General features: G+C 64.2%; 16 protein-coding genes and 1 pseudogene. 8 read left to right on the top strand and 9 right to left on the bottom strand.

The genetic code is table 11. The annotated features are described in order from the left end of the window. Positions 1 to 12: 12 nt before the first annotated feature. Genes PSH87_RS17505 through pedF form a run of 4 tightly spaced genes read right to left on the bottom strand, consistent with a single transcriptional unit; the run spans position 13 to position 3045 of the window. Positions 13 to 942 carry a quinoprotein relay system zinc metallohydrolase 1 gene (locus PSH87_RS17505; RefSeq protein ID WP_305430429.1) on the bottom strand — a complete coding sequence of 310 codons (930 nt, stop codon included), beginning with the start codon at positions 940 to 942 and terminating at the stop codon, positions 13 to 15. 16 nt (positions 943 to 958) lie between these two features. Further along, positions 959 to 1708, bottom strand: a complete 750-nt coding sequence (locus PSH87_RS17510) for a quinoprotein dehydrogenase-associated SoxYZ-like carrier (RefSeq protein WP_305430430.1) — start codon at positions 1706 to 1708, stop codon at positions 959 to 961. Next, positions 1705 to 2580: an ABC transporter substrate-binding protein gene (locus PSH87_RS17515; protein WP_305430432.1), complete on the bottom strand. Its 876-nt coding sequence runs from the start codon at positions 2578 to 2580 to the stop codon at positions 1705 to 1707. The genes PSH87_RS17510 and PSH87_RS17515 overlap by 4 nt, the downstream gene beginning before the upstream one ends. A 3-nt stretch (positions 2581 to 2583) precedes the next feature. Next, positions 2584 to 3045: a cytochrome c-550 PedF gene (gene pedF / locus PSH87_RS17520; RefSeq protein ID WP_017735450.1), complete on the bottom strand. Its 462-nt coding sequence runs from the start codon at positions 3043 to 3045 to the stop codon at positions 2584 to 2586. A gap of 256 nt (positions 3046 to 3301) precedes the next feature. On the opposite strand from pedF, the pseudogene exaA reads away from it, so the two are divergent. Next, a pseudogene (exaA, locus tag PSH87_RS17525) lies at positions 3302 to 5192 on the top strand (quinoprotein ethanol dehydrogenase). A gap of 158 nt (positions 5193 to 5350) precedes the next feature. Next, a complete protein-coding gene (locus PSH87_RS17530) occupies positions 5351 to 5998 on the top strand; it encodes a pentapeptide repeat-containing protein (RefSeq protein ID WP_305430434.1) in 648 nt (215 codons plus the stop codon). A gap of 144 nt (positions 5999 to 6142) precedes the next feature. On the opposite strand, the gene PSH87_RS17535 is transcribed toward PSH87_RS17530, so the two are convergent. Together PSH87_RS17535 and PSH87_RS17540 are read right to left on the bottom strand one after the other, a co-directional pair. Then, positions 6143 to 6769 carry a response regulator transcription factor gene (locus tag PSH87_RS17535; RefSeq protein WP_207042754.1) on the bottom strand — a complete coding sequence of 209 codons (627 nt, stop codon included), beginning with the start codon at positions 6767 to 6769 and terminating at the stop codon, positions 6143 to 6145. Then, positions 6766 to 8028, bottom strand: a complete 1263-nt coding sequence (locus tag PSH87_RS17540; RefSeq protein WP_305430437.1) for a histidine kinase — start codon at positions 8026 to 8028, stop codon at positions 6766 to 6768. The genes PSH87_RS17535 and PSH87_RS17540 overlap by 4 nt, the downstream gene beginning before the upstream one ends. Positions 8029 to 8180: 152 nt before the next feature. Between PSH87_RS17540 and PSH87_RS17545 the strand changes: the two genes are divergently transcribed. The 6 genes from PSH87_RS17545 (at position 8181) to PSH87_RS17570 (ending at position 13193) form a co-directional block, all read left to right on the top strand. Next, the gene (locus PSH87_RS17545) at positions 8181 to 9347 is read left to right on the top strand and encodes an ABC transporter substrate-binding protein (RefSeq protein ID WP_305430438.1); all 1167 of its coding nucleotides are present in this window, start codon (positions 8181 to 8183) and stop codon (positions 9345 to 9347) included. Between the two features lie 40 nt (positions 9348 to 9387). Further along, positions 9388 to 10347 carry a YVTN family beta-propeller repeat protein gene (locus PSH87_RS17550; protein WP_305430439.1) on the top strand — a complete coding sequence of 320 codons (960 nt, stop codon included), beginning with the start codon at positions 9388 to 9390 and terminating at the stop codon, positions 10345 to 10347. After that, positions 10344 to 11075 carry an ABC transporter ATP-binding protein gene (locus PSH87_RS17555; RefSeq protein ID WP_305430441.1) on the top strand — a complete coding sequence of 244 codons (732 nt, stop codon included), beginning with the start codon at positions 10344 to 10346 and terminating at the stop codon, positions 11073 to 11075. The genes PSH87_RS17550 and PSH87_RS17555 overlap by 4 nt, the downstream gene beginning before the upstream one ends. Next, on the top strand, positions 11072 to 11863 hold the full coding sequence (locus tag PSH87_RS17560; protein WP_305430442.1) for an ABC transporter permease: 792 nt from the start codon (positions 11072 to 11074) through the stop codon (positions 11861 to 11863). Before PSH87_RS17555 ends, PSH87_RS17560 begins: the two co-directional genes overlap by 4 nt. A gap of 97 nt (positions 11864 to 11960) precedes the next feature. Continuing rightward, complete coding sequence (locus PSH87_RS17565; RefSeq protein ID WP_017735441.1) at positions 11961 to 12500, top strand: PQQ-dependent catabolism-associated CXXCW motif protein; 540 nt, start codon at positions 11961 to 11963, stop codon at positions 12498 to 12500. Between the two features lie 27 nt (positions 12501 to 12527). Then, the gene (locus tag PSH87_RS17570; protein WP_207042744.1) at positions 12528 to 13193 is read left to right on the top strand and encodes a response regulator transcription factor; all 666 of its coding nucleotides are present in this window, start codon (positions 12528 to 12530) and stop codon (positions 13191 to 13193) included. 151 nt (positions 13194 to 13344) lie between these two features. Here the strand turns inward: PSH87_RS17570 and PSH87_RS17575 are convergent, their stop codons facing one another. From PSH87_RS17575 to PSH87_RS17585, 3 genes are all read right to left on the bottom strand, one after another. Continuing rightward, positions 13345 to 15285, bottom strand: a complete 1941-nt coding sequence (locus PSH87_RS17575) for a NahK/ErcS family hybrid sensor histidine kinase/response regulator (protein WP_370695278.1) — start codon at positions 15283 to 15285, stop codon at positions 13345 to 13347. Then, positions 15227 to 16372: a nitric oxide-sensing protein NosP gene (nosP, locus tag PSH87_RS17580; RefSeq protein ID WP_017735438.1), complete on the bottom strand. Its 1146-nt coding sequence runs from the start codon at positions 16370 to 16372 to the stop codon at positions 15227 to 15229. Before nosP ends, PSH87_RS17575 begins: the two co-directional genes overlap by 59 nt. Before the next feature lie 207 nt (positions 16373 to 16579). After that, positions 16580 to 17755 (bottom strand): porin, encoded by a 1176-nt coding sequence (locus PSH87_RS17585; RefSeq protein WP_305430443.1) that lies wholly within the window; start codon positions 17753 to 17755, stop codon positions 16580 to 16582. Positions 17756 to 17892: the final 137 nt, after the last annotated feature.

The following is a 17892-nucleotide window of genomic DNA, read 5'->3' on the forward strand; positions in this document are numbered from 1 at the left end:
GTATCGAGTTTGCTAGTTCCTTAGTAGCGGGTGCATCTGCGCGCGCTCGTAGCGCGGGTACAGGTGGCTGACGCTGCGGATCAGTTCGTAGCGGCTCAGGCTGATCGCGGCAAAGCGCTCGGGGATGGGGCTGCGGATCATCTCGGTCATGTCGCTGCCGTGGGCGGCGCCGTCGCGCAGCAATTGATCGAGCCAGGTCAGGTAGTCGCGCATCTGTTCGAACGGCTGCGCATCCGTGGCAATCGGGCCGTGACCGGGCACCACCAGGGTCCAGGGCAGACCTTGCAGGGTGGTGATGTCGGCCAGCCACGTGGCGATCCCCGGGCTGTTTGGCGTGGTCAGGGCGCGTTGGTAAAACACCAGGTCGCCGGCGAACAGCACGCCGGTGCTCTGGTCGAGAATCGCCAGGTCGGCGCCGGTGTGGCCCGTCAGCGCCAGCAGACGCAAGTCGTGGTTGCCGAAGCTGCGCACGCCGGGTTCCAGCACCTCGCTGGGCAACACCACTTCGGTGCCGCGCATCCAGTCGCCGACCATGCGGTAGAGGTTTTCCGCCATGCTGTCGCCCTGCTCGTGCAGCAGCTTTGTGGTGTCGGCCAGGGCACCGATGGGCACGTCCTTGAACGCCTGGTTGCCCAAGGCATGGTCGGGGTGGTGATGGGTGAGCAAGACCTGGATCACCGGCTTGGCGGTAACGCTGGCGATGGCCTGGCGCAGGGCTTCGCCGTAACGCCTGGACGGCCCGGTGTCGATCACCACCACGCCCGCGTCGGTGACAATAAACGCGACATTGACGATGTTGCCGCCGTTGGCCTTGGCGAAATTGTCGGTGCTGCCTTCCAGCAGCCAGGTGCCTTCGGCGATCTGCCGGGGTTTGAGGGCGTAGTCCATCTCGGCCAGGGCGGGCAGGCACAGGCCCAGGCACAACAACAGTATCCAGCGCATGCCGCGCTCCTTCTGGTCAGGGGATGGCCGCGTCGAACTCGTTGCCGCTGTTGTCACGCAGGACCAGGCGCGTCTGCCCGGCGCCTTCGATGTCGAAGGCCAGGTTGGGGTTTTCGCTGACCGCCGGGAACAGCTCCAGCTCGGCCATGACCTGGCCGTTGTCGCCGAGCAATTGCGCGTGGTTGAGGTAGAACTCGGGGATGCCGCTGACCATGCCGTTGTCCATCGGGTGCGCCACCTGCACGCGCACGCGGCTGTACTCGCCACGCGGGTAGCGGCCGCCGAGCACTTCGCCGATATGCTCTTCCCAACCCGGCTGGGTGCGCACCACGCTCGGCGCGGTGCAGCCACCGCCGGCAGCGTCGATCAACGTCGAGCCCACGTGCCACACGCCGTCATCGGTGAGCACGGCGGCACGCAGCGGCGTGGCCTGCTCGATGCGGATGCGCAGCGCCAGCCACGGCAACACGCCGGCCTTGGGCTGGAAGTCGACGATCTTCGGCAACGGATTCAGTTCGGCCCAGGCGAAGATGCGCACCACCCTGCCCTTGAACGCCCGTGCGTCGATCTCCAACGGCACCTGCCGCGCATCCTCGGCGAACGGCGGCGCCAGCAGCTTGACCCGCTCGTCGAACACGAACGGCGCGTTGTCGAGGAATTGCTTGTGATAGAACGCCCACATCACCGACGGCACCGGGTCCACCTCGGTGGCCTGCACCGCCCAGGGCAACAGGCAGGCCAGCAGGCAAATCAGGCGCCGGATCATTGGTACATCTCGGGCACTTCGTAGCGCAGGCCGTAATGGCTGTAGATGGCTTGCAGGCTGCCGTCGCGGATCAGGCCTTCCAGCGCCTCTTCCACGGCATACGCCAGTTGCCGGTTGCTTTCATGCACCGCCATGCCGATCTCCCACCGTTGTCGGCCCATGTTCGGGTAAGCGTTTTCCGCCAGGGCCAGTTGCGGGTCGCGGGCCTCATGCACCTGCCAGTCGATCTCGCCACGCATCGCCATCACCGCATCGACCTCCCCGGCTTTCATCGCCGCAAAGGCCTGGGGCACGTTGGCATAGTGGCGGGTCTTGCCCGCCAGCAGGCCGTTGAACACCGAGGTGAGATAGAACGAGGGCACACTGTCCACTTCCACGCCAATCGGGTGTTCCTGGAACACCGCCACGCTGGCCACGCTGTCCAGGCGGCGGCGGTCATAGGCCACCTGCCATTGTTCGTTCTGGTACGGCCCGAACATCACCACATGGCCGTTTTCCAGCTCGCCCTGGTCGTTGCGCTTTTGCGTGTATTCATGGTCGTAGGGCGCGCGCATCATCAGGTCGGCCAACTGCTGGTTATGCAACTGGCTGCCGCGCCAGATGTAGTCGCGCAGGTCGTCGTCGAGTTTCTCGCCGGCCGGCGCCCAGATCAGGCGCAGCTGCACGCCCAAGGCCTTGGCCAGGGCCTGGGCGAGCTCCACGTCGACGCCGCGCGGGGTGCCGCCGTCGTCGAAGCTGTAGGGTGCGAAATCCTTGTACACCGCCACTTTCAACTCGCCGGCGGCGATCATCTGGTCATAGCTGCGCACCTGCGCCTGTGCCGCCTGACAGCACAGCAAGGCCAGGCTCAACACCAGGCTGATCAGGCGCATGGCTTACTCCTCGACGCGCACGGAATCCAGGTAGGTACGCACCGCCCACAGGGCTTCCTGGCTCAGGTAGTCGGCCATTTTCGGCATGTACACGCGGCCGTCACGCACGGCGCCGTGGCGCACGCGTTCGACAAACCACTCATCCCCGGCGTCGCCTTCGTCGAGCATGCGCAGGTCCGGCGCGATACCACCGGACTTCGCCTCCAGCCCGTGGCACGCGGCGCAGTTCTGGTTGTAGGCAGAGGAGCCGATTTCGACGGCCTTGTCGTGCTCAGGGGACTTGCGATACGGGTTGTTGGCCGCCCAGCCGTCGCCATCGAGCGGCACGCCCGCGTCCTTGATCGGCGTCAGGCCTTTGGTTTCCACCGCCTGGGGCACCACGTTGCCATGGGCCCATACGGCGCCCACGTTGATTACACCCACCAGCAGGCCGGCCACGAGCAAGGCGTTGCGTTTTGTTGTCATTATTTTTGTCCTCTCAGATTGCACGCAAACCCCATTGCAGAGGCTATGGCAACCATCTTAGGAACCCGCCGTCCTGCACCGTATGCTGCTTTGGTGGCCGCGCTCTAGTCCCTTGGTAGTAGGGCTTGTGGGGCACACCCAAATCAGCGGCGGTTCGGGAAGTCTTCCCGGCAACAGCGGGAATTTTTCCGTATCCAGCCACCGCCCCGGCGCACCACCCTGTGCAGGCCAAAACCTCCACTGGGAACTGCAAACCATGACAATAAGATCGCTCCCCTCCCGCTCCCCTCTAAGCCTTGCCGTGCAAGCCTTTTTGCTGGTGGGCAGCCTGTCCTTCAGTGCGGCGAGTTTCGCCGCCGCCGAACCTGCCAAGACGACGCGCAACGTCACCTGGGAAGACATCGCCAACGACCACCTGACCACCAAGGATGTGCTGCAATACGGCATGGGCACCAACGCCCAGCGCTGGAGCCCGCTGGCCCAGGTCAATGACAAGAACGTGTTCAAGCTCACGCCCGCCTGGTCGTATTCCTTTGGCGACGAGAAGCAGCGCGGCCAGGAATCCCAGGCCATCGTCAGCGACGGCGTGGTCTACGTCACCGGCTCGTATTCCCGCGTGTTCGCCCTCGACGCGAAAACCGGCAAACGCCTGTGGACCTACAACCACCGCCTGCCCGACAACATTCGCCCGTGCTGTGACGTGGTCAACCGTGGCGCGGCGATCTTCGGCGACAAGATCTACTTCGGCACCCTCGACGCGCGCCTGATCGCCCTCGACAAAAACACCGGCAAAGTGGTGTGGAACAAGAAATTCGGCGACCACGCCGCCGGCTACACCATGACCGGCGCACCGGTGCTGATCAAAGACAAGGTCACCGGCAAAGTGCTGCTGATCCACGGCAGCTCCGGCGATGAATTCGGCGTGGTCGGCCAGCTGTATGCCCGCGACCCGGACACCGGCGAAGAAGTGTGGATGCGCCCCTTCGTCGAAGGCCACATGGGCCGCCTCAATGGCAAGGACAGCACCCCCACCGGCGACGTCAAGGCGCCGTCGTGGCCGGATGATCCGACCACCGAAACCGGCAAGGTCGAGGCCTGGAGCCACGGCGGCGGCGCCCCTTGGCAGAGCGCAAGCTTCGATGCCGAGACCAACACCATCATCGTCGGCGCCGGCAACCCCGGCCCGTGGAACACCTGGGCGCGCACCTCCAAGGACGGCAACCCCCACGACTTCGACAGCCTCTACACCTCGGGACAGGTCGGCGTCGACCCAAGCACCGGCGAAGTGAAGTGGTTCTACCAGCACACGCCCAACGATGCCTTGGGACTTCTCCGGCAACAACGAACTGGTGCTGTTCGACTACAAGGACAAGGACGGCAAGGTCACCAAGGCCACCGGCCACGCCGACCGCAACGGCTTCTTCTATGTGGTGGACCGCAACAACGGCATGCAAAACGCCTTCCCGTTCGTGGATAACATCACCTGGGCCAGCCATATCGACCTGAAGACCGGGCGCCCCGTGGAAAACGAAGGCCAGCGTCCGGCCAAGCCATTGCCGGGGGAAACCAAGGGCAAGCCGGTGGAAGTCTCGCCGCCGTTCCTCGGTGGCAAGAACTGGAACCCCATGGCCTACAGCCAGGACACCGGCCTGTTCTACATCCCCGGCAACCAGTGGAAAGAGGAATACTGGACCGAAGAGGTCAACTACAAGAAGGGCTCGGCTTACCTGGGCATGGGCTTCCGCATCAAGCGCATGTACGACGACCACGTCGGCACCCTGCGCGCAATGAACCCGACCACCGGCAAGGTGGTGTGGGAGCACAAGGAACACCTGCCACTGTGGGCCGGCGTGCTGGCGACCAAGGGCAACCTGGTGTTCACCGGCACCGGCGATGGTTTCTTCAAGGCCTTCGACGCGAAAACCGGCAAGGAGCTGTGGAAGTTCCAGACCGGCAGCGGCATCGTCTCGCCGCCGATTACCTGGGAACAGGATGGCGAGCAGTACATCGGCGTCACCGTCGGTTATGGCGGCGCGGTGCCGTTGTGGGGTGGCGACATGGCCGAGTTGACCAAGCCGGTGGCACAGGGTGGGTCATTCTGGGTGTTCAAGATCCCGAGCTGGGATCAGAAGACCGCGCAAAAATAACCTTTAGTTGATGCGGGGCCCGCTTTTGTGGCGAGGGAGCTTGCTCCCGCCGGGCTGCGAAGCGGCCCCGCTTTTCCTCCTGCAACACTGTGCAGCCAGGCTTTGCGACTGCTGCGCAGTCGAGCGGGAGCAAGCTCCCTCGCCACAGAGGTATTGCGATGAGATATCTACCGTTACTCGTGCTGCTGTCCCTGCCCCTCGCCCACGCCGACGACGGCGACGACGCCCCCCTGATCATCAACGGCTGCACCCTCGCCGAACACAGCCAATGCCCCGGCGCCAACCTCAAAGGCGCCAACCTGCGCAACCAGAACCTCAGCGGCATGAACCTGGCCGGCGCCGACCTGCGCGACGCGGACCTGCGCCACGCCAACCTCGACCTGGCCAACCTGGAAAAAGCCCAGCTGCAAGGCGCCAACCTCACCCGCGCCAGCCTGCAACAAGCCAACCTGCGCCTCGCCGACTTTACCGGCGCCACGCTGATGGCCGTACAAGGCTGGGGAATGTTTGCCCAGGGCGCGCAATTTGAAAACGCCAACCTCAGCGGCGCCTACCTGCAATTTGCGCGGCTGTCGGGGGCGAAGCTGCACAAGGCCAACCTGCGCGCGGCAGACCTGGAAATGACCTGGTTGAGCAAGGCGGATCTGCAAGGCGCAGACCTCAGCGATGCGAACCTGCAAGAAGCCAAGTTCGGGGAAAGCAACCTGGAGCAGGCCACCTTGAGTGGCAGCCGCCAGCACTACGCCAACTTCCAGGACGCCAATATGGAAGGCTGCAAGGACTGCCCGACCACCTGGGATCGATAGAGCCCCTCATTTTGATCTGTGAACCCGGTCCACTGTGGGAGCTGGCTTGCCTGCGATGCAGGCAACTCGGTCTGTCAGTCAGACCGCAGTGATGCCATCGCAGGCAAGCCAGCTCCCACAGGGTTCGGTGTACATCAGGCAAAATTAGCCGGCGACTCTCACCACCCCCAGATCAATCCCCACATGCACCAACTCCGCATGAGAGCTGACCTGCAACTTGCTCTTGAGCAGGGTCAAGTGATTCGACACGGTCTTGCTGCTGATACTCAGCTGCTCGGCAATCTGCCGGGCCGGGGTGCCTTTGGCGAGCATCAGGAAAATCTCCAGCTCGCGCGGGGTCATGCTGTGCAGGCGCGGGTCGGCAGCCTGACAGGCCAGCTGGGTGGCCAGGGGTTGTTCGATGTAGGCGTGGCCGTCGAGGATGCGCCGCACCGCTTCAATCAACACCTGGGGTGCCGAGCTTTTGGTCAGGTAGCCCGCTGCCCCTGCGTCCAGTGCCTGGCGTACCAGCGGCAACTCATCGTGCATGCTGAAAAACAGCACCCGCAGTTGCGGCAAGCGCTGGCGCAGGCGCCGGGTGGTTTCCAGGCCGCTGATGCCGGGCAGGCCGAAGTCCATGATCACCAGGTTCGGCACCGCTTCGTGCACCCGTGCCAGGGCTTCTTCGCCACTGGCCGCCTCGCGCACTTCAATCGCCGGCAGCAACGCGCGCAACAGGCTGGCGTAGCCCTGGCGGACCACGGCGTGGTCATCCACCAACAGAATATTCATAGCGCCTCCGCAGGCATGTCCAGCGCCAGCGCCCAGCCTTTGCCGGGGTGGCTGACGATCTTCAATTCACCGCCCAGGCAGCGGGCGCGTTCGTACATCGAGTGCAGGCCGACGCCGGGGCGCTGGGGTTGTTGCGCGCCCTGGCCGTTGTCGCGCACCCACAGGCGCAAGCGCGTGCCGCGATGTTGCAGGCGCACGCGCACCTGACTGGCGTCGGCGTGGCGCACGATGTTGGTCAAGGCTTCCTGGAGCAAACGGTAGAGGTGGGTCTTGTTGGCCGGGGACAACGGCGGCAGCGCCTCACTGACTTGCAGTTGGCAGTCGATGCCATGGCTGGCGCGCCATTGCGTCACCAGCATGGCAAACGCCTCGGCCATTGGCAGGTGCTGCAAGGCCACCGGATAAAGGTCGTGGACCAGCTCGCGAAAGCCCTGTTGCAAATGTTCGCAGTGCTCCTCCAGCAACTGCACGGTGCGCGCCAGCGTTTGCGGCTGGTGGGCGATCAGCGGCAACAGGCACACCTGCGCGCGAATCCCTGCCAGGTACTGGCCGAGGTCATCGTGCAGGGTCTGGGCCAGGCGCGTGCGCTCCTGTTCCTGCACCGCCAGCAGGGTTTGGGTGAGGCGGGTGTTGTCGGTGCGCGCCTGTTCGAGGGCGGCGGTCATGCGGTTGAAGTGCTGCGCCAGTTGTTGCGCTTCGGGCGCCCCGGCACTGCGCAGGCGCACGTTGAGGCGGCCGCTGCACACCTGTTGCAGGGCCAGCAGCAATTCATCCAGCACGCCCATGCCACGGCGCACCGCCCAGCGGATGGTCAACAGGCTCAGGGCCAATGCCAGGGCACACAGGCCGAGCAGTTGCTGCAAGGAGTCCCAGACTTCGTCGATCTCGTCACGCGGGTCGACGGCGATGGAAACCCGTCGGCCATCGGCCAAGTCCAGCACCTCGGCACTATGGCGCGCCTGGGCGAACAGCAGGCGCCCGAGCCAGGCGTCCAGCCCGTCTTGCTCCGGCGCTGGCAGGGTTGCGTCAGGCCCCAGCCACTGCACGCGCACATGGCGCAGGCTGGCGGTGAGCCGCGGTTGCAGGCTGGCGGGGTCGCGGGCGGCGGTTTCGCTCAGGTAATGCACCACGGCTTCGGCCGATTGCAACTCGCGCTCCACATCGGCCAAGGCCTGGTGCATCAGCAGCGCGGTAGAGGCGCAGGTGACCACGGCAAAAAAGCCGCAGACCCACAGGTTGATGCGCCACAGCGCTGACATGCCCCACTCCTGAACAGTCTATTGAGGCTCCATGCTAAGACCCCGCCGCACGCGGCGAGCTACTACCTTGGTACTGCCCCGGCGCTACTTTCTGCATATTTGCAGGGGTAACCGGGCTTTATATGCTGGCGCTACCTGTCATGGAGTGCCTTATGCGCAACCCTTTCGCCGTGATCTGCCTGCTGGCACTCACCTGGGCCACCGCCGGCCAGGCCGCCGAGGCGCCGTTGCAGGTGCAGATCGGCTACCTGGGCTATCGACCGGACCCGGGGCCGCTACTGTCCAACGTGATCCCCGAACCGGCCGATGCCGGCTTGCGCGGCGCTGCACTGGCAATCATCGACAGCAACAGCACCGGCGCCTTTCTCAACCAGCGCTACAGCCTGAGCGACGCCACGGTGGACAGCCCCGAGGCGCTGCTCGCCGCCGCGCAACAACAGCACGACCAGGGCCTGCGCCTGTTCGTGGTCAACGCTCCCGCCGCCAGCCTGCGCCAACTCAGCGCCGCCCTGCCCGACAGCCTGCTGTTCAACGCCGGCAGCCCCGACGACAGCCTGCGCAGCACCGCCTGCCTGGGCAACGTGCTGCACACCCTGCCCAGCCGCGCCATGCTCGCCGACGCGCTGGCGCAGTTTCTGGTAGTGCGCAAATGGCAGAAGGCGCTGCTGATCGTCGGCCCCACCGAGGACGATCACGCCTACGCCGCCGCCCTGCGCCGCGCCGCCAAGCGCTTTGGCGTGCAACTGGTGGCGGAGAAGGAATGGCGTTTCGACAACGACCAACGCCGCAGCGCCCAGGCCGATATGCCCCTCTTCACCCAGACCGCCGAATACGACGTGGTGCTGGTGGCCGACGAGCGCGGCGACTTTGGCGAGTACGTGCCCTACCAGACCTGGTACCCGCGCCCGGTCGCCGGCACCCAGGGCCTGACGCCCACCGGCTGGCACAAGACCGTGGAAACCTATGGCGCCGCCCAGCTGCAAAAACGCTTCGAAGCCCTCGCCGGGCGCTGGATGAACGACCGCGACTTCGCCGCCTGGATGGCCGTGCGCAGCGTGGCCAGCGCGGTGAGCAAGCTGCGCCAGGTGGACCCGATGAGCATCCGCCAGCTGCACATCAGCGAGCAACTGCCGCTGGACGGTTTCAAGGGCCGCAAGCTCAGCTACCGCCCGTGGAATGGCCAACTGCGCCAGCCGATCCCCATCGTGCAACCGCGCGCGCTGGTGAGCACTTCGCCCCAGGACGGTTTCCTGCACCCCTTCAACGAAATGGACAGCCTGGGCTACGACAAACCCGAGGTGACCTGCCGCTTTCCCTGATGGCTCACACAACAGCGACAACAACAATAAGGATTACGCCATGCGCCGCACCCTGCTCTCCTGCGCCCTGCTGCTTGCCGCCGGACACGCCGTGGCCGCCACGGCCTGGGTCTCCAACGAAAAAGACAACAGCCTGAGCCTGATCGACATGCAGACCCTGCAAGTCACCGACACCATCAAGGTCGGCCAGCGCCCGCGCGGCCTGCTGCTGTCCCACGACAACAAGCTGCTGTACATCTGCGCCAGCGACTCGGACCGCGTGCAGGTGATGGACGTGGCCACGCGCAAGATCATCAAGGAGCTGCCTTCCGGCAAAGATCCCGAGCAATTTGCCCTGCACCCCAACAACCGCTGGCTGTACGTCTCCAACGAAGACGATGCGCTGGTCACGGTGATCGACACGGAAACCTCCAAGGTACTCGCCCAGGTCAACGTCGGCGTCGAGCCCGAAGGCATGGCCGTAAGCCCGGACGGCAAGTGGGCGGTGAACACCAGCGAGACCACGAACATGCTGCACTGGATCGACACCAGCACCCAGACCCTGGCCGACAGCACCCTGGTGGACCAGCGCCCGCGGTTTGTCGAGTTCAACCACGACGGCTCGCAGCTGTGGGCCTCGGCGGAAATCGGCGGCACCGTGACCATCCTCGATGTGGCCAGCCGCGCGATCCTCAAGACCCTGACCTTCAAGATCAAGGGCGTGCACCCGGACAAGGTGCAGCCGGTGGGGATCAAGCTGAGTGCCGATGGCAGGTACGGCTTTGTCGCCCTCGGCCCGGCCAACCATGTGGCGGTGATCGACGCCAAGACCTACGAGATCCTCGACTACCTGCTGGTGGGCCGCCGCGTGTGGCAGCTGGCGTTCACCCCGGATGAGAAACAGTTGCTGGCCACCAATGGCGTGAGCGGCGACGTGTCGGTGATCGACGTGGACAGTCGCAAGGTGCTCAAGTCGGTCAAGGTTGGGCGTTATCCGTGGGGCGTGGTGGTGACGCCATGAACGCCCTGGACGCCCGCGGCATCGGCTTTGCCTATGGCGCGCGGCAGGCCTTGCGTGACGTGAGTTTCAGCCTGGAACCCGGGCGGTTTGCCGCGTTGCTGGGGCCCAACGGCGCGGGCAAATCGACGCTGATTGCGCTGCTCACGCGGCTGTATGACTTGCAGGGCGGCGACATCCACGTCGGCGGTCATTCCTTGCGCGAGGCGCCCCGTGAAGCGTTGCGCCAACTCGGTGTGGTGTTCCAGCAAAGTACATTGGACCTGGACCTCAGCGTGGAACAGAACCTGCGTTACCACGCCGCGCTGCATGGGCTGTCGCGGCGCCAGACCGGGTTGCGGGTCGAGGCCGAACTGGAGCGCCAGACGCTGGGCGAGCGGCGCCGGGAAAAGGTCCGCGAACTCAATGGCGGCCACCGTCGCCGCGTGGAAATCGCCCGCGCGTTACTGCATGAGCCGCGCTTGCTGCTGCTCGATGAAGCCAGCGTCGGTCTCGACCCAGCCAGCCGTCTCGCGCTGAACCAACACCTGCGCACGCTGTGCCGGGAACAGGGCCTCAGTGTGCTGTGGACCACCCACTTGCTCGATGAGGTGCAGGCTGACGACGCCCTGATGATTTTGCATCAGGGCCGCCTGGTGGCCAGCGGGCAACTCGACACACTGCTGCACGAGCAAGGCGACGACCTGGGCGGTTTGTTCGCGCGCTTGACCTGTGCAGAGGTGGCGGCATGAACGCCTATTGGCAATGTTTCAGCGGCATCGTCCTGCGTGAGTGGCTGCGCTTTGTGTTGCAGCGCACGCGCTTTCTCAGTGCCCTGGTGCGGCCGTTGCTATGGCTGCTGGTGTTCGCCGCAGGCTTTCGCGCGGCGCTGGGCATCTCGGTGATCGAACCCTACGACACCTACATCCCCTACGAGGTCTACATCATCCCGGGGCTGGCCTGCATGATCCTGCTGTTCAACGGCATGCAGGGCTCGCTGGCGATGGTCTACGACCGCGAGATGGGCAGCATGCGCGTGCTGCTCACCAGCCCGCTGCCGCGCACGTTCCTGCTGTGCAGCAAGCTGTTGGCCACCTCGTTGATTTCGCTGTTGCAGGTGTATGGGTTCCTGGCGATTGCCTGGGTGTATGGCGTGCAACCGCCGGCCATGGGCTTGCTGACGGCCTTGCCGGCGCTGTTGCTGGTGGCGTTGCTGCTCAGCGCGCTGGGCTTGCTGTTGTCGAATGCGATCCGCCAACTGGAGAACTTTGCCGGGGTGATGAATTTCGTGATCTTCCCGCTGTTCTTCCTGTCGTCGGCGCTCTACCCGCTGTGGAAGATGCGCGATTCCAGCGAATGGCTGTACTGGCTGTGCGCAGTCAACCCCTTCACCCACGCGGTGGAGCTGGTGCGCTTTGCCCTTTACGAACGCTTCGCCGGCCTGGCCTTGCTGGTGTGCCTGGGGCTGACCGGGGTGTTCACGCTGTTGGCGGTGCTGACCTTCAATCCACAGCACGCGGCCCTGCGCAAAAAGGGCTGATCTACTACTTTGGTACTGGTTTTCCTGTCTATCGTCGCATTCCCAAGGCAGTGGGACTGGCGTGTAATGGCGGCATAACGATAAGGATTGACCCGCCATGCTGCCCGCCCGACTGCCCCTGTTGGCGTTGTTCTGCTTGATCGCAGCCAACGCCCAGGCCGACACCCCACTGTTTTCCGCCGATGGCTACCGTACCAGCCTGTACCGCAGCCCCACGCCCGACCAGGCACCCGGTGCGACCATCGTCGACACCCCGGCCCTGCAAACCCTGCTCAACCAGACGCCCGCGCCGGTGCTGATCGACGTGTACCGCCGCCAATGGCTGCAAGGCCGTTTCATCGAAGACCAGCCCCACGCCAACCTGCCCGGCAGCCACTGGCTGGCGAATACCGGCGACGGCGACCTTACGCCGGAGTGGCAAGGCTACTTCGTGCGCCACCTGTACAAGTTCACCGGCGGCAACCTCGCGCGGCCGTTGGTCTTCTACTGCCGCTCCGATTGCTGGTTGAGTTGGAACGCGGTAAAACGAGCCGCCAATCTGGGCTATACCTCGGTGTATTGGTACCGCGATGGCCTGGACGCATGGGAAGCGGCAAAACTGCCAGTGATGGCTGCGACACCCGAGCCCTTTCAATAAAAAACCACAACAAGAAGGTGAACGGCCATGTACAAAATCCTGATCGCCGACGATCACCCGCTGTTTCGCGAAGCGATCCACAACGTGATCAGCGACGGCTTCCCCGGCAGTGACGTGATGGAAACCGCCGACCTCGACAGCGCCCTCGCCCTGACCCAGGAACACGACGACCTCGACCTGATCCTGCTGGACCTGAACATGCCCGGCATGCACGGCCTCAATGGCCTGATCAACCTGCGCAACGAGTCGCCGACCATCCCCGTGGTGATCGTCTCGGCCGAGCAGGACAAACAGATCGTGCTGCAAGCCATCACCTACGGCGCCGTGGGTTTTATCACCAAGTCATCGCCGCGCCTGCAAATGACCGAAGCGATCCAGCAGATCCTCAACGGCAACGTGTACCTGCCGCCCGACATCATCCGCACCCAGAAAAACCCCAACCAACGGCGCATGAACGACGCGCCAGGCTTCGCCCCGGAGCTGTTGCAGGCCCTGACGCGCAAGCAATTGCTGGTGTTGGAACGGATGACCAAGGGTGAGTCGAACAAGCAGATTGCCTACACCCTGGAGATTGCCGAGACCACGGTGAAGGCCCACGTGTCGGCGATATTGCGCAAGTTGAATGTGCATAACCGGGTGCAGGCGATTCTGAGTGCCGGGGATATCGACTTCGGCTCGTACCTGCGCCGCTGACCTCCTCAGACAAATGGAGATCTAATGGAGATCTAAATGTGTGGCTTGCCTGCGATGGCGGTGTATCAGTGACAGATGTGCAAGCTGACCCACCGCCATCGCAGGCAAGCCAGCTCCCACAGTTGATCTCTATTGGATGATGGTTTTGGGTTCACTTGCCTAATAGGTGACTCATCGCGGTCTTGAGCTTCATCGGCCGCACCGGCTTGTGCATCAGGGTATGCCCCAACTCCCGGATCTGCTGCTTCAACTCATTGCTGTAGTTGGCCGTAATCATCAACGCCGGGATCGCACTGCCGCGCCGGGCGTTGATACGGGCCACGGCGTCGACGCCGTTCTGGTCGTCGTCGAGGTGGTAGTCGGCAATCAACAGGTCTGCCTCGGCATGGTAGTTGTCCACCTGCCGCGCCAGGTCCTGTTCCGACAATGCCGTCGTGACCCGGCAACCCCAGCCTTCCAGCAACGTGCGCATGCCCGCGCAGATCGCCGCGTCGTTATCCAGCACCCACACCCGTGCGCCTTGCAAACGCTCCAGCAGCGCCTCGCTCATACACGGCAGCGGCAGGGACTTCGGCGCGGTAGCGCTCACGGGCACTTCCACGGAAAACATCGAACCCCGGCCCGGCCAGGATTTGACGCTGATACGATGGCCGAGAATCCCGGCGATTTTCTCGACGATGGCCAGGCCCAACCCCAGCCCGCGATCCTGGTCCGGGCGTTGCACATCGCCGCGCTTGAACTCCTGGAAAATCTCCTCCAGCCGTTCCTCGGCAATGCCCATGCCGCTGTCCCACACCTGGATCAGCAGGCGCTGCTGCTGGCGTCGGCAGCCCAGCACCACGCGGCCCTTGTAGGTGTAGCGCAGGGCGTTGCTGAGCAGGTTGCGCAGAATGCGCGCCAATAGCTGGATGTCACTGCGCACCAGCGCCGAGCAGGCGACGAAGTGCAATGCCAGGCCTTCGGCGCGGGCCAGTTCGGTGTATTCGGCGGCGAGGTTTTCCAGCAGTTCGCTGAGGGCGAACGGGGCGATATCGGCCTTGATGACGCCAGCGTCGAGCTTGGAAATATCCACCAGGGTGCCCAGCAGGTTTTCCACGTCGTCGAGGGAGTTGCTGACGTTGCGCACCAGGGTTTCGTTGGGGCGTTCCAACAGCGCGCTGGTGAACAAACGCGCGGCGTTCAGCGGTTGCAGCAGGTCGTGGCTCACGGCGGCGAGGAATTTGGTTTTCGACAGGTTGGCTTTTTCCGCCTCCTGCTTGGCTTCGCGCAGGCGGGTTTCCATGCGCCGGCGCTCGTCGATTTCCTGCAACAGCTGGTCGTTGAGCGAGGTCAGTTCCGAGGTGCGCTGGGCCACGCGCTGTTCCAGGTGTTGGTAGGCCTGGTGCAGGGCTTCGGCGGTGCGGCGGCGTTCGGTGATGTCGCGGATCAGCACAAAAATGCCCACCACTTCGCCGCTGGCGAGCAGGTTCGGCACATAGGAGCGCAGCATGTAGCGCTCCTGGTTGTTGATATTGGTTTCGGCGAATTCGAAGGTCACGCTCTCCCCGGCCAGGGCGCGGGCGACGTAAGCGTCGAGGCGCTGGCAATGCTGCTCGCTGTGCACCTCGCGCAGGCTCTGGCCGAGCATCATGCCGCGCGGCCAGCAGTACCATTCTTCGTAGACCTTGTTGGTGAATTCGTAGACCAGCTCGGCATTCAGGTAGCCGATCAGCGCCGGCACGTTGTCGGTGATCAGGCGAATCCAGCGTTCGCTTTCCTGGGCTTTTTGCGCGGCCGCCTGTTCGCCACGCAGGGTTTCGGCGCGCAGCCGCGCGTTGATCAGCAGGTGGTTGCTGGCCTTGAGTTCGGCCATCGCCTGGTTCAGCGCGTCGGTGCGTTCGCGCACCTGCTCGGCCAGCACCACCGAATGCTGGAAGGTGGTGTAGGGGTTGTTGCCCTGGGTCATGCCGGACTCGATGCGCTCGATCAGCGCGGCGTTGATCCGTGCCAGCTTGTGGTTGGCCTGTTGCAGCTGGGCAACCTGGGCACGCAGTTCAGCGTCGGCCACGGGCAATGGCGACCCCGGTGAAGGTCTGGTTGATGTGCATGCCATTGAACTGTTCTCCGTAGGTGTTGAAACCCAGCACCCGTTGGCCTTGCAGGTAGTGGCCGATCTGTTCCAGGTGGCCGTTGTCTTCCAGCTCCATGCGCCGCAGGAAGCAGTCGCAGCCGATGGTCAGCAACAGGTCGCCGAGGCGCGCGTGCAGGCCGTCGAACAAGGCCTCCAGGTTGGGCAGGATCGGGCCCGGTTGCATCAGGGTCAGCACAATGCCGTTCTCCACCGCGCAGTAGAAACTCAGGCTGAGGTCGTCATGCACCTGCTGGATCGCGCGCACGTAGTACTGGTCGTGGATGCGCACCGCCAGCGGATGGGCGGCGAAGGTGCGATGGTCAAGGTCCGCCACGGCCACGCCGATGTGCCGCGCATACTCTTCGGCGGCGGGTTCGGCGTTGAGTTCGAAGACCCGGCGGGACGGGCTGTCGGCCCCGGTCACCACCAGTTTTTCCGTGCGCGGCAGGATGTGGTGGGTGGTGAACACTTCGAAATCCAGCCAGGTATTGACCAGCACCACCACCGCCGCACCGCTGTGGAACACGCCGTTGAAGTACACGTGGGTGTGGGTGAGGAAGTTGTCGTCCCCGGCCGAGCCGCCAAAGTGCGGGATATCGCCGAGGGCGGCGCTGAGGGCGGCGAGCACCATCTCTTCGCGGCTGGACAAGCCGTCGAGCAAGGTCAGGGCAAAGGTGTTGCCCTTGATCGGCGCCAGGGTGTTGCTGCGACAGCCGCCGACCAGGCGCTCGACCATGTCCTGGGCGCCGATCAGGCTGAAATGCTCGACCTCATCGATCAGCTCGGTGGCGATGGAAAAGTGCGCGTGGTTGAAGCCCATCGCGGTGATGCAATTGCGCCCGTAGCCTTGGGGCGTGATCTCGCCGGCGCTGGTGCAGCCAACCACGCGCACATTGCCGAAGCACTGCTGCAGGGCCTGGCCGAGGGCCTGCAAGTCGTAGCCAGCGGAACAGAAAAACAGCACAAAGCCCAGGTACGGATGCAGCAGTTGGCGGGCCAACTCTTCAGCGGCCTGCCCTGGATCGGTGGCCTGGGACATGGCGCTGACTACGCCTTCACTGTTGTGCATCGTTGGTTCCCCCTCTAAGGCGTCAGTGTACGAAGGCCGGGGGGTGGGCCCTATGCTACTTGGGTACTGGGTGGGGGGATGCGTTGGGATGAATATCTCAAGACCGATGGAGAGCAACTGTGGGAGCTGGCTTGCCTGCGATAGCGGTGTATCAGGTAGACCGCTATCGCAGGCAAGCCAGCTCCCACAGGGTAAGCATTCCAAGTCTTACCAGGTGAGGACGGCACCTACGGCAAAGGTGTCGGTGTCTTCATTTTGGGCACTGGTGTCATGCCCCTTGATCTGGAACTGGTTGTACTCCGCCACCAGCTTCAGGTTGGCGTTGACGTCATGGAACAGCGCAATCCCACGGGTTTCATAATCCGCGCCGCTGCCAACCACGCCGTTGCCGTCGTCCTTGGTCTTGCCGTAGGACAGCGCCAGGCGGTTGTTGCCGAGTTTGTACGAGCCTTGCACCAGGTAGCCGTTGCTGTCGACATTGCGCAGGGTGGCTTCGCCGGCGTTGTTGGTGAAAAACGGGTTGATGCCCTTGGCCTGGAAACCCGAGCCGGTCAGCGACAGGCCGCCCATTTTTGCCTGCACGCCGTAGCCCAGGCCCTTGGAGGTGACGCTGGCGACGTTGGAGTCGGTGTTGTCCGAGGTCTGGTAGCTGCCGTTGAGCCAGCTGTAGATCTTCGCCCCGCCCACGTCGAACTGGTAGGTGATCTCGCTCTCGGTGCGTGGGTTCTTCTGGTAGGCCTTGCCCAGGGCGCTGCTGTCGTTGGTGTCCACCGGGTCCATGATGCCGACGGCCACGCGCAGGCCGTCCATCACCGGGGTGCGGTAGGTGATCTGCGAGGTGGGGAACGGGTACGGGTAGCCGCTGCCGATATTGCCGAACGACACACCGCCGCCGTCCACCAGGCCGAGGCTGTCGCTGACCTGGCCGTAACCGGCGAGCAGTTCGTCGAGCAGGATGTTGGAGCGGGCGAACAGGCCGAAGTCCTTGCCGATCAGCACTTCACCCCATTCCTGGTTGGCCACGGTGCCGTAGAACTGGCGCACGTCGATGGCGGTGTCGGTGCCGTTGGTTTCGCTGTCGTTGATCGTCACCCAGAACGAGGCGCGGGCGCCGAGTTTGAGGTCGTCGACCTGCTTGGTCATGTTGAAGCCCAGGTAGTTGGGCAAGAAGCCCATCTTTACGCGGGATTGGCGGCGGTCGTACTGCTCGCCGGCGCGGTCCACGTCGCTGTTGACGTAGAAGGCGTTGATGTAGCCGTCGGTGGAAAAGGTGGTTTCGTCCTTGTCGTACAGCATGATTTCGGCGTCGGCGAACGGGCTCAGGCCGAGGCCGACGATGAAGGCAGGTAACAGACGCAGGGGGACATTCTTATTCTTATGCATGGCGCGCTCCGCAACGGGGACTTGATGTCGGAGGCGATTATCAAAAGGCGCCAGGCCCCGGCATACGCTGCCTTGGCCGTGGTTTCAGGCTGCTTTGGGCGGGCTGCGGGTGCCCGCCAAGTTCGGTGTAAGCCAGG

Origin of the sequence: Pseudomonas sp. FP453, from assembly GCF_030687495.1 — a bacterium.
Classification (GTDB): Bacteria; Pseudomonadota; Gammaproteobacteria; order Pseudomonadales; family Pseudomonadaceae; genus Aquipseudomonas.

Bases quoted from the DNA above. Each gene is read 5' to 3' on its own strand.
- PSH87_RS17560 (WP_305430442.1), top strand. From the start codon at position 11,072: ATGAACGCCTATTGGCAATGTTTCAGCGGCATCGTCCTGCGTGAGTGG.
- PSH87_RS17550 (WP_305430439.1), top strand. From the start codon at position 9,388: ATGCGCCGCACCCTGCTCTCCTGCGCCCTGCTGCTTGCCGCCGGACAC.
- PSH87_RS17585 (WP_305430443.1), bottom strand. From the start codon at position 17,755: ATGCATAAGAATAAGAATGTCCCCCTGCGTCTGTTACCTGCCTTCATC.
- PSH87_RS17555 (WP_305430441.1), top strand. From the start codon at position 10,344: ATGAACGCCCTGGACGCCCGCGGCATCGGCTTTGCCTATGGCGCGCGG.
- PSH87_RS17530 (WP_305430434.1), top strand. From the start codon at position 5,351: ATGAGATATCTACCGTTACTCGTGCTGCTGTCCCTGCCCCTCGCCCAC.
- PSH87_RS17515 (WP_305430432.1), bottom strand. From the start codon at position 2,580: ATGCGCCTGATCAGCCTGGTGTTGAGCCTGGCCTTGCTGTGCTGTCAG.
- PSH87_RS17570 (WP_207042744.1), top strand. From the start codon at position 12,528: ATGTACAAAATCCTGATCGCCGACGATCACCCGCTGTTTCGCGAAGCG.
- PSH87_RS17510 (WP_305430430.1), bottom strand. From the start codon at position 1,708: ATGATCCGGCGCCTGATTTGCCTGCTGGCCTGCCTGTTGCCCTGGGCG.
- PSH87_RS17540 (WP_305430437.1), bottom strand. From the start codon at position 8,028: ATGTCAGCGCTGTGGCGCATCAACCTGTGGGTCTGCGGCTTTTTTGCC.
- nosP (WP_017735438.1), bottom strand. From the start codon at position 16,372: ATGCACAACAGTGAAGGCGTAGTCAGCGCCATGTCCCAGGCCACCGAT.
- PSH87_RS17575 (WP_370695278.1), bottom strand. From the start codon at position 15,285: ATGGCATGCACATCAACCAGACCTTCACCGGGGTCGCCATTGCCCGTG.
- PSH87_RS17535 (WP_207042754.1), bottom strand. From the start codon at position 6,769: ATGAATATTCTGTTGGTGGATGACCACGCCGTGGTCCGCCAGGGCTAC.
- PSH87_RS17565 (WP_017735441.1), top strand. From the start codon at position 11,961: ATGCTGCCCGCCCGACTGCCCCTGTTGGCGTTGTTCTGCTTGATCGCA.
- pedF (WP_017735450.1), bottom strand. From the start codon at position 3,045: ATGACAACAAAACGCAACGCCTTGCTCGTGGCCGGCCTGCTGGTGGGT.
- PSH87_RS17505 (WP_305430429.1), bottom strand. From the start codon at position 942: ATGCGCTGGATACTGTTGTTGTGCCTGGGCCTGTGCCTGCCCGCCCTG.
- PSH87_RS17545 (WP_305430438.1), top strand. From the start codon at position 8,181: ATGCGCAACCCTTTCGCCGTGATCTGCCTGCTGGCACTCACCTGGGCC.